The sequence below is a fragment of the Adhaeribacter terreus genome, from assembly GCF_042657365.1.
Classification (GTDB): Bacteria; Bacteroidota; Bacteroidia; order Cytophagales; family Hymenobacteraceae; genus Adhaeribacter_A; species Adhaeribacter_A terreus.
This window is the reverse complement of the sequence record NZ_JBHSKT010000002.1, coordinates 1-12,268: the sequence shown is the minus strand read 5'-3', so window position 1 is coordinate 12,268 and position 12,268 is coordinate 1. Positions and strand designations below refer to the sequence as shown.

Here is a 12,268-nt window from a genome sequence, read left to right as displayed (position 1 = left end):
TGGGGCTGAAAAAGTCAGATAAATAAAAAAGGGAAAGACTGAAGTCTTTCCCTTTTTTATTCCAACAATGTAAATACTTACATTTTGTTATTATTGTAGCGGCTTTTCTGCTCTACAATTACCGTGTTCAGTTCTTTGGCCAGCGATTCGTATTTGCTGATATCAAGCACTTTAATTTTGTTAATGTGTTTTTCAGCTTCTTCATAATTGTTCAGCCACATATACGCTTCGGCGCAGTTAAGGTGCGTTGCGGCCGTAACTTTAGCATCTACCCGGGCTTTCTTATTTTTCAGGTCAGATTCTTTCAGCGCATTGTTCCATAATTCTACGGCTTTTTCCAGCTCGGTAGCGGCTTCAGCTTGTTTATCCAGAAGGGCAAGTTTGCTGTAAGCAGTGGTAGCTTTTTCGAAAGCCTGGTTGAAGTCGTCGTAAGAAACTTTTTTGTCTTTAATGTTGATCACGGAAGTTGCTCTTGGCATTTTGGCAAAACCATAGCGGCTGGCCAGCTCATCCTTCACAATATTCATATTGCGGGTAATTAAAGATTCGTCGAGGCCACGCAGGAAAGTATTCTGGTTTTCGCTCCAGTATTTTTCCAGTGCTTCTTTCGATTTAAACTCGCCGGTATTAGCGGTGATCGTTTCGTTCAGCGATTCGATTGGCGATTCATGCAGAATACGGCCGGTTTTATCCTGCACACGCAACGTGATCGGGTGTTTATAGGAAACTTCGTAAAAATATTTGGTTGAAGAAGTTTCTACGCCATTAATTTTAACGGAAGATTGCTTGGTCTTTTCAGACATATCTGACATAGCAAAACCGTTCAGCAACACAGAAGCTTGGATATCGGCGTTGGCATCTTGTTTTGTAAAACCCGGAATCTGAATGTAAGAGTTAGCTAAAATCCCTGCATCGTGCATTTTAGGAAGGTAAGGATCTTTGCCAATATACGGCCCTTTTGGTTTACCTTCTTCCAGCACAATTTTGTTAAAAGCTTTTTCGCCGAATGATTTCTTTTTGTACTCATCCTGGTCGGCGGCGGCTTTGGCTTTAATATCGGCTACTTCCTGTTGGCGGGCAGCTTTATTGGCTTCTACTTCATCTTTATAAACCAGCACAACATTACCAGAATACGTTTTCAGTTCTTTCGGCAGTGGCTGCAAGGGCAAACGCACATATTCGAAATTCACTTTTTCAAAATTAATATCCTGTGCTTTTGCCATTCCTGACAATAGCAAAAAGGAAAATGCAGCGGGTAGAATTCTTTTATACATAGGCTTTTATATTTTGTTCTAGTGTAAAAGTAACCAACTTATTAAGTATCAGGTAATTCTTAACTTAAATTCCCGCCCAATAACAATCATTCAAAACACTGACAATCAACCACATGCTTTAAACACAATTTCCATTCACCAATATTATTATATGCCTTTAAAGTTTTTGAGAATTTCAGGTGTATAAAACCCTTAATTTCTGGTGCAAAAAAACAAGAGTGCAGAACCAGACATCACTTTTGTTTTTCAATTCCTCATCTTTTATAACAATTATTGCTAAAACCTTTTAAATTGCTTACAAAACATTAAGGTCTAACGCTTTAAGCCAATCATTGACTATGAAACTGACATTTAAAAACCGCTTTCTTTTACCTTTACTGGTGGCTGGTAGCTCCTTGCTTTTTTCGGGCTGCGGCAGTGATGACGATGACACCGTTGTTCAGCCGGAACCCGTACTCACCAATACCTGGACCGGCAAATTGACTCACGATTGGTCTTCTTCTATCCGCGAATATAATTTTTCCACCAAAGCCGATCCTGAGTTATTTGAAGGCCGGATGCCATATCGGATGCCTAATGGGAATATCCTACACGTTGGCGGCGTATTTGAGCGGCTGGAAATGACCACGGCCAGCGGCGTACAAAAAACCGTAATTTACGATGCGAAAGAAACAACAGCCATTTATGCGCCGCAGCTCTCTCCGGATGGTACTAAAATTGCCTTTACGCACCGCAAAGTGTTCGACCCCTCGGATTATCCGGTAAAAGATGGTACTGTAATTATCGATCTGCAGGGAAATTATGTGGCCGGCATTCCGGATTTTTATAATGCCACTTGGTTGCCGGACGGTCGTTTGGTTGGCGCCGGCGTTTTCTCTTCAGATGGATACGTTTCCAGTACGCCAAACCCTAAATCCGGTTTGTATATTGCTACCATTACCGGCAATACCGGAACCTTAACTAATATTGATCCAACGCTCGCAAACCCTGTCCCCATTCACCCGGCTGCCAGCCCCGATGGCAAGCGCATAGCGTTCATCATCAACAAGCACGTCTGGACAATGAATATCGACGGTACCAACTTAAAACAACTAACCGCCTCCGATAACGATAACGAAGAAAGTTACCCAACCTGGTCGCCGGATGGGAAATACATTGCCGTGTGGAGTTACAAAACTTTCGAAATAACCTATTATACCGCCATTGCCATTGTTCCTTCCGAAGCTGCCCAGCCGATTGTACTCACCAACGAAGCTGCTATCTGGCCCCGCGATCAGCAAGGTTATCGCATTAGCGGCGGCCGTGGCAATATTTCGTGGCGCTAAATTCAGCGAGCGGTATAGCTTGAGTTTTTACTCTTAAAACGATAGCGTTTTTACTATAAAAAAAATACCTGAAAAGGCCGGAAGTGATCTTCCGGCCTTTTTTATTTACCAAACAAAACCCGGCTTGCCGGGTTATATAACAGCATAGCTATAAATGGTTTATGCAAAAATTTATCGTCAGAGCTTTAACTTAAACCTGCTAAATCATGAAAAAAATATCCGTTTTCCAAATAGCAATTCTTATTACTACAATTTTCATTTTCATGCTGCCAAACTTAAACAACAAAAATCTGCAAGCCAAAAACGGAAGTAAGTTAAAAGATAAACCCAAGAACGATGACATGGGCAAAAAACCCTTCGTGCTGGATATTGAAAAAGCCACCATGGAAAACACCAGTTTCCGTCACGTAAAATGGACCGGGGCGCATTTACAAATGGTGCTCATGAATGTAAAACCCGGCGAAGAAATTGACCTGGAAATGCACCCTGCGGTAGATCAGTTTTTAAGAATTGAACAGGGCCAGGCGCAGATACTGATGGGAAAAACCAAGCAGGATCTGAGCTTCAATAAAACTGTTTCCGACGATTGGGCCATTTTAATTCCGGCGGGCTACTACCACAACGTTAAAAACACCGGAAAAACCGACCTGAAATTATACAGCATTTACGCCCCGGCCAACCACCCGGCGGGCACCATTCATAAAACGCACCAGGATGCTAAAAAGGCGCATGAAAAGCACTAATTGATGCAAAAATACGTACTTAATCGTGGTGATATTTTTCGCCGCGCAAAATGGTAAAACCGCGGTAAAGCTGCTCGATGAAAAACAATCGGACCATTTGGTGCGAAAAGGTCATTTTAGAAAGCGCCATTTTATCGTTGGCCCGTTCATAAACTGCCGGCGAAAAACCGAACGCTCCGCCAATAACAAAAACCAGGTTGGTAGTTACGCTGTTCAGCTTTTTCTGCAGGAAATTAGCATACTCCCCGGAAGTAAATTCTTTCCCTTTTTCATCGAGCAGAATTACAAAATCGCCTTCCTGAATTTTCTGCAGAATGAGTTTTCCTTCGGCATCTTTCAGGTTTTCGGCCGTAAATTTCCCGCCTTGTTTAATATCCGGAATAATGCTGAACTCAAAGCTATGGTAATGTTTCAGGCGTTTCAGATATTTATCTATGCCTTCTTCCAGAAATTTTTCGTCGGTTTTGCCAATGGCTATCAGTTTAATTTTCATGGGTTTTCAGGGCAGAAACGGTAGCGTTTTCGGGTAAAAAAGTCGGGACTTAAAAAATAGCGTACGTTTTAAACCCTACGCTACAAGGAATTTCAGCTAACTGTCACGCAGTAAGAACCGCTTCTTTTTTGAGTTTTTCGTCCGGAACAGATACCGTTTTTTTGTTGCGCAACACATAAACTACTGCCACCAGCGAAAGCAGCAATAGCATGGCCACAATCTGGTGCAATTGCGCGTTCCATTCAAAAATACCGAAACCTTGTTTTACCGCTTTCAGGCTTGTTAATACCGAGAAAATGCCCAGAAAAACCTGCACCAGTACGAGCGCCAGCGGCAGTAATCTGATCTTATTGAATAAGGTGCTTCCCGTATTCTGAATAGCTTTCAGGCTCCAGAGAATTATTAAAACTGTGAGCAAATAAGCCATATTCCGGTGCACAAAATGAATGGCAATGGGGTGATTTCCTAAAGCGGCAAAGAAAGACCATTGGCGTTCGCCTAAAGTAGTCATGTTTTCCGGAATCATTTGCCCGTTAATGCTTGGCCAGGTTGGGGCGAAGGCGCCGGCTTTTAAACCTGCCATGAACGCCCCGTAAACCAACTGCACGGTAAGCAAAGCAATAATTACCCAGGCAAACTTTTTCAGCGAAGCATCTATAACCAATGCTTTTTCCGGCACCAGTAATTTCAGGGCAAACCAGAACGTATAAACCAGCAGAATCATGGCCGCAATAAAATGGATGGCCAGCCGGAAATGACTCACATACAGGTTTTCGTCGTTGAGGCCGCTCATTACCATGACCCAGCCGATAAGACCCTGTAAGCCGCCAAGCACAAACAACACAATGAGCGGAGTTACCATGTCTTTTTTAAAGCGGCCCTGTTTCCAGAAAATAAGGAATGGAATGAAGAAAACTACACCCAGTAAACGTCCCCAAAGACGGTGAAACCACTCCCAGAAATATATGAATTTAAAATCGGGAAGGGTAAAATGCGAATTGAGTTTCTTGAATTGGGCAATTTCCTGGTACTTTTCAAAAGCAATTTGCCAGGCCTGGTCGCCGATGGGTGGAATGGCTCCTAAAATCGGTTTCCACTCGGTAATAGAAAGTCCGGAACCGGTAAGGCGGGTAATACCACCCAGAATAATTTGTACGATTATCATGGCGACGCCTACTAACAGCCAGATGGCTACCGGTTTGGCGCTGCGCGGTAAAGTGTTGTTTTTCATGGCGCTACAAAGGTACTACAAGCCGCCCGTAAATCCTGCAATTAATTCCTTTTCCGGAGTTTTTTGGCCTGAAAGCATAGCGTTTTGTGGAATCTATTGCCAGGAAATTGAAGCTAGCGTGGTATCTTTTCCGCTACTTCTTCAATAGCTTCAATCATAGCCTGCCACGAAAACTGCTGTTTATAGAATTTCACCTGCTCAATAAAATAAGCTTCTTTCCCTGAAGTGTAGAAATCGAAAATAGCATCCGCAATCGCTTTTGGGTTTGGTTGCGTTACGTACCCTACTTTTCCGTCCGGAATCAATTCGGCTAAGCCGCCCACATCCGTAACCAGCATCGGTTTGTCGAAGTGATAGGCGATCTGCGAAACGCCGCTTTGCGTGGCATTTTTGTAAGGCTGCACAATCAGATCGGCGGCATTGAAATAAGTAGCAACCTGGCTGTTCGGAATAAAATCTGTAGCACGAACGATGCGGTTTTCCAGATCGTACTTTTTGATCAGTTTTTCATACGGTTCCGCATCTTCATAATATTCGCCGGCAATAATCAGCTTTACATTTTTTAGTTTCACCAACCGTTCGTCGGCAAACGCTTCCAGCAGCAGATCCAAGCCTTTATATGCCCGGATAAAACCGAAGAATAACAGATAATTGGTTTCGGGATCGAGTTTTAGGGCCGTTTTAGCTACCGTTTTGGGCTGGCTTTCACCGAAATTATCGTAGAGCGGATGCGGGTGGTAAACCGCCGGTTTCTGGGGCACAAATTCTTTCAGATCTTCCAGCACCGAACGGCTCAACGTAATAAAACCATGGCAGGCACTCAGGAAATACTTTGTAAAGATCCAGTCGCCGGGGCGCTTTTCGTGCGGAATTACGTTATCGGTAATAGCCAGGATCTTGGTGTGTTTGTTGCCGGAAATGATGCGGGCAATGGTTCCTAAAGCCGGCCCCATAAAAGGCAGCCAGAACCGGAAAATGACAATATCGGGTTTCTGCTTTTTTATATGAAGCCCGGTTTTTAGCCAGTTCAAGGGATTTACCGAATTAACCAGAGCTTCAATTTTAAGATCTTTCGGCGCGGGATCTGATGAGAATTGGGTCTGGCCGGGAAATAAAAAATCGGGATATTGCAGACTGAACGTTACAATTTCAGCTTCGTCGCCGGCTGTAATAAAGGCGCGCGCCAGACGCTCGTTAAACGTTGCCAGGCCACCACGCAAAGGGTACGCCGGTCCGATCATCACGACTTTTTTACTCATTTCAGATACCGTTTATGCCAATGCGGTCGCGGATCAGGTATTCGTTTTTGCGGGAACCGGAAAGGGAGATCATCTCGGCTAAAAAGCCGGCTAAAAATAACTGCACGCCAATAATTACCGCCACCAAAGCCAGGAAAAATAATGGCTGATCTACTACATCACGGCCGCGTTGGTTATTAAATGCCCGGATCACTTTTTCCGTTATCAACCCTACCGTTATCAGGAAACCGATCATAAAAGACACAGTGCCCATAGTTCCGAAAAAGTGCATAGGCCGCTTCTTGAACCGCGATACGAACGTGATCGACATCAGATCGAGGAAGCCATAAATAAAACGCTCCAGACCGAATTTGGTAGTGCCATATTTGCGTTCCTGGTGCTGCACAACTTTCTCCCCGATCTTGCCAAAGCCGTTCCATTTGGCAATTACCGGAATATAACGGTGCATTTCGCCGTAAACATCTATGCTTTTTACCACGCGCTGGTCGTAAGCTTTCAGGCCGCAGTTAAAATCGTGCAGCTGTATGCCGGAAAGTTTGCGGGTGGCACCATTGAATAATTTGGTTGGAATGGTTTTGCTGAGCGGATCGAACCGTTTCTTTTTCCAGCCCGAAACCAGGTCGTATTGTTCCTCTTTTATCAGGCGATACAATTCCGGAATTTCGTCGGGGCTGTCCTGCAGGTCAGCATCCATGGTAATAACCACTTCACCCTGGGTTTCTTTAAAACCAACGTTTAGTGCCGCAGATTTGCCGTAATTCCGGTTGAACCGCAATCCTTTTATGGCTGCATTCTGCGCGCTTAATTCCTGAATGATCTTCCAGGAGTTATCGGTGCTGCCATCATCTATCAGGAGCACTTCATACGTAAAATTGTTTGCCTGCATCACGCGTGCAATCCAGGCGGTAAGTTCCGGTAACGATTCCGCTTCGTTTAAAAGCGGAATCACAACCGAAATATCAAATTGAGGCTTATTCATTAAAATTATTCAAATTCGGGGCGCGTATGTTTCATAATGGCCGAAACAATTAACGCAATAATAAAACCGATGAACAAAAAGCCGAATGTTCCACCGATCAGCACCATTTCCGGACCGGAAAATTTAGAGGCCATTTCCATTGCCTGATCAATATCGGCGTCGCTCATACCACGCTTCTCCATTTCAACGCGCTGCATTTCCATGGCTTTTTCCATAATGGTATTATCAATGAATTTCACGTAGATGTACATGAAAACGCTGGTAATGATCCCGGCTATCAGCGACATGAGTGTACCAATTCCCAACCCCTGGCCATAGCTCATAAAACCGCCATTATGCTGTTTAAAATATTTGAACGCCATAACCATACCCACAATAATAAACAGGTAAGAAATGGAGCTAAGCCAACGGTTCATGCTTAAATCAGCAAGAGAAAGAATAAGGCTGTAAATCACGCATACAAGACCAACAATAAGGCCATAGCGTACGGCCGTGCCCGAGGTAGTAACTGTTTTCTGTTCGTTCATAGTTTTAGGGTTGTTTAAGATACTGTTTTTATTTCCGGAAAAATACCGCGCCTACAATTGCCGATAAAAAGCCAACGAAGAATTTTTTAATAAAATCGTCAACAGCCAGCATATAAGGCGTGGTTTTATCGAGTTGCGCATACGTCTGGTCAAACGCATCTTTGGTCATCACCTTCGTTTGCATCGCTGCTTCGCGTGAAGCATCCATCAGCATTTTCATTTCGGTAATATGGCGCTGAATAGGTTCGAAACCGGCTACAATAGAAAACACATAAAGCAGCATGGCTGAGCAAAGCGCAGTATAAAAAGCAATAGACCAACCCACTTTCAGGGCTTTTACAAAGCTTAATTGCTGATCGTTGAATTTTTTAAAATAATTCAGCCCCCAGAAAATGGCCACCGGAATAAAGATCCAGCCCCAGATAATGAGTTGGCCATATGGATTAAGTCCCGCAAAATAGAGCGCCAATACCACCAGAAAGCCGGCCAAAGCGCAGGAAACACCAAATTTAATTCCAGTCCGGACAATAGCCTGGTCGAGCATCTTAAAATTTATATACTAATGGATAAGCAAGATAAAACAGTTTCCGAGAAATTCAACCATGGTAGGCTTCGTTTCGCACAAATTGGCCATTATGTACCGTTCCGAAAACTTTTCCGGTAAGCTCCATGCCAATAAACGGACTGTTCTTCGATTTTGATCGCACAGTATTTTCGGCATAAACCCAAGAAACATCCGGCTGGAAAAAGGTCAGGTTCGCATCAACATTTTCTTTTATTTCCGGTTGTGGCAGGTTCAGAATGCGTCTCGGGTTCACGATCATTTTTTCCAGAATAACTTCCAGGGGCAATTCTTTGGCATAAGTTCGTACTACCGCAAAAGCCGTTTCCAGGTTTATCATGCCAAAAGCAGCATGGTCAAATTCCAGTTTCTTGTTCTCCACATCTTCCGGCTTATGCCCCGAAACCAATACATCGATCGTACCATCGAGCAAACCTTCCACCAATGCTTTTCTATCGGCAGCGCTGCGCAACGGCGGGTTCACTTTGTAATTCGTATCGAAAGGAACAATGTCTTCGTCGGTAAAAGCCAGCTGATACGTAGCCACGCCACACGTTACATTCAGGCCTTTTGCTTTCGCTTCGCGTATCTTTTCAACCGATCTTGCTGAAGAAATAAACGGTATATGCAGTTTGCCGCCATTAAAAGCCAGTAATTCCAGATCGCGTGTCAGTTGTAACTCTTCGGCCAAAGCCGGCATGCCTTTCAAACCTAAACGCGTACTCACAATGCCTTCGTGCATCTGCCCCCGGTCGTTAAGCTTCACGTGTTCCGCGCGGTTAATCAACAAACCATCTGAGATCTGTAAATATTGCAGCGCCTTTAAAACTACTTCGGCCTGCTGAATGCCTATATTACCATCCGAAAAAGCAACCGCGCCATGCATTTGCATATCCAGAATTTCCGTCAGGTCTTTTCCTTCTCCATTCATGGTGGCGCCACCTACCGCATGGAAAGTTACCGGCAAGTTTTTGGTTTGCTGTTTTAAAGATTGCAATGCATTTTTAGTTTGCAGCAAAGGTTCGGTATTGGCAAAACAAAGCATTTCTGTGAAACCGCCCGCTGCAGCCGCATTCGCTGCCGAAACGGTATCTTCTTTGTGCTCAAAACCCGGGTCCGTAATTTCTGCGTGCATATCGAACCAACCCGCCGAAACCCAAAGCCCATCTGCTTCGATCACGCTTTCTGCTTGCTCGTTTTCGGTTCCAATAGTCGAAATTTTGCCCTGCTGAATATGCAGCGACAGCGTTTGTAAATGAAAAGGAGAATTGGGAGCGTAAACTTTTACGTTTTTAAAAAGAATATCCATTTATAGGAACCTGATTAATAGAATTTCAACTAAAAGAAAAAATAAGCTCAGCAAAAGGCAATATTGCCAAAGCGAAGTGCCCTGCGTATCACGAATAAATTGGTCACTGAAACTTGCATTGCTGCCGGCTTCAAAAATCTTCACATTTTTATTCGGTATAAGTTGCCGTAATTCTTCGGCGGAATAAGTATCTAAATAAGATTCGCTTTTCGGGTAATTAAAGGCCAGCATTGCAACTGTAGAATCGCTATGCTTTAAGTCATAAAAACCGGCTTCCTGCATTTCGGCAGGAACGGTAAAATACATTTTACCATTGCGTAACTGCTGCTCCGGAATAAATTTGAGACTGTCTTTTTCCAGACTGAAAACATTCTTGCGCACATCCAAGGCTTTAACCGGCAACGAAAAAATACGCTGGCTGAAATTATAAGCCAATTGCTGTTCAGAATCATGACTCGAAAGCGCCATTTTATACATTACAGGCACAAACAAAGCATTCCGGCTGAATTCATTCGTTTCTGAAGTTAATGGCGCCGCAAAAACATATACTTTTCCTTTTCCGGAACTGAACTGCGAAAGAAAATTGCTCCCGTTTTTAAATACGAGCAGATCATCATCCGAACGCGGCCAGGTTAGCATTTTTGGAGCCCGTGGCATTTGCAAACGCTTATCAAGGGATGAAAAGATATTCCGGAAAAATGGATTCTTAATATCAGGAAGCGCTAACTGAGCAATAGCAGTATCGTTGGAAACGATTACCGGTAAACCCAAACTGCTGAAAAGCTTTGAAAAAGAAATTCCCTTCTTCTCACCATTAGGAATAATCATTAGATTCCCCCCCTCTTTCACGTACTTATTCAGATTATCGAGAAGTGCAGCATCCAAATTATCAATCTCATTCAGCAACACAATATCGGCCTGCGCAATATTGCGGCTATTAACCAATCCTGAACTTACCTGTTGATATTTGAAGATAGGTTCATTAGAAAAGAGCCGGCTGGTATTTGTGAGTGCTGCATTACTAATGTCCAGGATCCGGATAGCCTCCGTTGGATTCAGTGTGAAATAGTATTTATTATCGAAAGTAACAGGCTGATCTTCCACTTCAAGCCGGGCTTGCTGCATTCCACCCTGCGTTAAACGAAAGTCAAGCTGCGCATTCGCAGAACTATTCGCTTCCACCGTTACCGAAGTAGTTGCCGCTTGCAGGTTACCAATAAAAAGCTTTAAACTGATATTACTTTTCTGATCTGTTCCTCTGTTAGCAACTTTTACCAGTAAACGATTATTTTCATTAACTCGTACAAGTTCATCTTCCAGCGCTACACTGTCAATAAAAATATTATTAACCGCAGCAGGCGTCAACTTAACCAGATTTATTTCCGAAACGGTATCAATTTTACTAAAAAAAGTCTGATCGAAAGTAGATCTTTGAAAATCAGAGAACCAGAAAGTAATGCTATTATTCTGTAAACTATTCCCTACTAAACGTGAGAAAATTACATCTGCTTTTCTCTGAGCAGGTGAAAAAGATATTTCGTGAAGCGCATTCGTTACATTTTTTTTATTCAGATTCCGCCAGCTACCGGTCTTAAAAGCATTATCGAGTAAAGAAATACCGGTCTGATCAGGAAAATTCTCACTGATTTTGCTCATTTCATCAATAGCCTTATCCATAAGGCTTATTCCCCCAGCCTCTGCTTCATTCTGCATACTCCCCGAATTATCGAGGTAAGCATTTATTTTTTGCGATTTACTAACTGCACTATCAGCTGCAGGAATGAATGGCTGGCAAAATACCAGTACCATAAAAATGAGGAATAAAATGCGGCTGAGTAAGATGAGCCAATGTTTCAGCTTGCGTTGATTGGAAGTAATATTTTCAACCTGGCGAATGAAAGCGACATTTGTGAATAGCACTCGTTGCGGTTTCCGCAGCTGCACTAAATGAATTATAACCGGAATAGCAATTGCAAACAGGCCAAAAAGAAAATAAGGAGCTTGTAATACCATTCAAGAAAACTTTCGGTGAAATTAGGCAAAGGAAGTTAAATAATAAACTCCGAATCTAATATTCTGGTATTTAGCTGATAAAATTATTAAGCAATAAATTATCTGCTGGTAAAACGGTATGTAAAATGACGTAAAAAGTGCTGCAAATTATATTACAATTAAACTAAAAGCATTCAAGTTTTCTTAAAATAGCCATTCAGTATTTAAGCTCCACAAACTTGTATTGCTGAATAGGCTTGAATAATTAAAGATGGGAGCAGATAAAAGATGGATATGGATGCAAGTTGAAAAGGCCTAATTTTTAAAGTTTGCTAAATCGGGTTTGAATCCCAATCTAAAACACTTTTCCTATTCACAAAGCGAAGCTATAGGTTTGAAACAAGCAATTTCAATTCCGATTTCCTTCAGGCCAATACAACGCAAAAGCCCCAACTTATTACTAAGCTGGGGTTTAGTTAAATGGGGTTGGCGGCTACCTACTCTCCCGCCTTTGACAGCAGTACCATTGGCGCTACGGGGCTTAACTTCTCTGTTCGGAATGGGAAGAGGTGAA

At 42.9% G+C, this 12,268-nt stretch carries 11 protein-coding genes and 1 rRNA gene; 2 read left to right on the top strand and 10 right to left on the bottom strand.

Features of this window, described 5'->3' with window-relative positions:
- Positions 1 to 77: 77 nt before the first annotated feature.
- A complete protein-coding gene (locus tag ACFPIB_RS02985; RefSeq protein ID WP_378015940.1) occupies positions 78 to 1,223 on the bottom strand; it encodes a hypothetical protein in 1,146 nt (381 codons plus the stop codon).
- A 389-nt stretch (positions 1,224 to 1,612) separates the two neighbouring features.
- Here ACFPIB_RS02985 and ACFPIB_RS02980 point away from each other — a divergent pair, with 389 nt between their 5' ends.
- Entirely contained in the window at positions 1,613 to 2,599 is a 987-nt protein-coding gene (locus ACFPIB_RS02980) for a hypothetical protein (protein WP_378015939.1), read from the top strand.
- Between the two features lie 206 nt (positions 2,600 to 2,805).
- A complete protein-coding gene (locus ACFPIB_RS02975; RefSeq protein ID WP_378015938.1) occupies positions 2,806 to 3,342 on the top strand; it encodes a cupin domain-containing protein in 537 nt (178 codons plus the stop codon).
- Positions 3,343 to 3,361: 19 nt separating this feature from the next.
- Here ACFPIB_RS02975 and rlmH read toward each other — a convergent pair whose 3' ends face one another.
- The 9 genes from rlmH to rrf form a co-directional block, all read right to left on the bottom strand.
- On the bottom strand, positions 3,362 to 3,835 hold the full coding sequence (rlmH, locus tag ACFPIB_RS02970) for a 23S rRNA (pseudouridine(1915)-N(3))-methyltransferase RlmH (RefSeq protein ID WP_378015937.1): 474 nt from the start codon (positions 3,833 to 3,835) through the stop codon (positions 3,362 to 3,364).
- Between the two features lie 103 nt (positions 3,836 to 3,938).
- Positions 3,939 to 5,066 (bottom strand): COX15/CtaA family protein, encoded by a 1,128-nt coding sequence (locus tag ACFPIB_RS02965; RefSeq protein ID WP_378015936.1) that lies wholly within the window; start codon positions 5,064 to 5,066, stop codon positions 3,939 to 3,941.
- Between the two features lie 113 nt (positions 5,067 to 5,179).
- Positions 5,180 to 6,325 (bottom strand): glycosyltransferase, encoded by a 1,146-nt coding sequence (locus tag ACFPIB_RS02960; protein WP_378015935.1) that lies wholly within the window; start codon positions 6,323 to 6,325, stop codon positions 5,180 to 5,182.
- A gap of 1 nt (position 6,326) precedes the next feature.
- The gene (locus ACFPIB_RS02955) at positions 6,327 to 7,304 is read right to left on the bottom strand and encodes a glycosyltransferase family 2 protein (protein WP_378015934.1); all 978 of its coding nucleotides are present in this window, start codon (positions 7,302 to 7,304) and stop codon (positions 6,327 to 6,329) included.
- Between the two features lie 5 nt (positions 7,305 to 7,309).
- On the bottom strand, positions 7,310 to 7,831 hold the full coding sequence (locus tag ACFPIB_RS02950; protein WP_378015933.1) for a DUF4199 domain-containing protein: 522 nt from the start codon (positions 7,829 to 7,831) through the stop codon (positions 7,310 to 7,312).
- 28 nt (positions 7,832 to 7,859) lie between these two features.
- Complete coding sequence (locus ACFPIB_RS02945) at positions 7,860 to 8,375, bottom strand: DUF4199 domain-containing protein (RefSeq protein ID WP_378015932.1); 516 nt, start codon at positions 8,373 to 8,375, stop codon at positions 7,860 to 7,862.
- Positions 8,376 to 8,427: 52 nt separating this feature from the next.
- On the bottom strand, positions 8,428 to 9,702 hold the full coding sequence (locus ACFPIB_RS02940) for a dihydroorotase (RefSeq protein ID WP_378015931.1): 1,275 nt from the start codon (positions 9,700 to 9,702) through the stop codon (positions 8,428 to 8,430).
- Positions 9,703 to 11,715 (bottom strand): BatA domain-containing protein, encoded by a 2,013-nt coding sequence (locus ACFPIB_RS02935; protein ID WP_378015930.1) that lies wholly within the window; start codon positions 11,713 to 11,715, stop codon positions 9,703 to 9,705.
- A 463-nt stretch (positions 11,716 to 12,178) separates the two neighbouring features.
- Positions 12,179 to 12,268: ribosomal RNA gene (rrf, locus tag ACFPIB_RS02930) — 5S ribosomal RNA — on the bottom strand; the annotation flags it as partial.

Bases quoted from the DNA above. Each gene is read 5' to 3' on its own strand.
- ACFPIB_RS02980 (WP_378015939.1), top strand. From the start codon at position 1,613: ATGAAACTGACATTTAAAAACCGCTTTCTTTTACCTTTACTGGTGGCT.
- ACFPIB_RS02985 (WP_378015940.1), bottom strand. From the start codon at position 1,223: ATGGCAAAAGCACAGGATATTAATTTTGAAAAAGTGAATTTCGAATAT.
- ACFPIB_RS02965 (WP_378015936.1), bottom strand. From the start codon at position 5,066: ATGAAAAACAACACTTTACCGCGCAGCGCCAAACCGGTAGCCATCTGG.
- ACFPIB_RS02955 (WP_378015934.1), bottom strand. From the start codon at position 7,304: ATGAATAAGCCTCAATTTGATATTTCGGTTGTGATTCCGCTTTTAAAC.
- rlmH (WP_378015937.1), bottom strand. From the start codon at position 3,835: ATGAAAATTAAACTGATAGCCATTGGCAAAACCGACGAAAAATTTCTG.
- ACFPIB_RS02975 (WP_378015938.1), top strand. From the start codon at position 2,806: ATGAAAAAAATATCCGTTTTCCAAATAGCAATTCTTATTACTACAATT.
- ACFPIB_RS02935 (WP_378015930.1), bottom strand. From the start codon at position 11,715: ATGGTATTACAAGCTCCTTATTTTCTTTTTGGCCTGTTTGCAATTGCT.
- ACFPIB_RS02940 (WP_378015931.1), bottom strand. From the start codon at position 9,702: ATGGATATTCTTTTTAAAAACGTAAAAGTTTACGCTCCCAATTCTCCT.
- ACFPIB_RS02945 (WP_378015932.1), bottom strand. From the start codon at position 8,375: ATGCTCGACCAGGCTATTGTCCGGACTGGAATTAAATTTGGTGTTTCC.
- ACFPIB_RS02950 (WP_378015933.1), bottom strand. From the start codon at position 7,831: ATGAACGAACAGAAAACAGTTACTACCTCGGGCACGGCCGTACGCTAT.
- ACFPIB_RS02960 (WP_378015935.1), bottom strand. From the start codon at position 6,325: ATGAGTAAAAAAGTCGTGATGATCGGACCGGCGTACCCTTTGCGTGGT.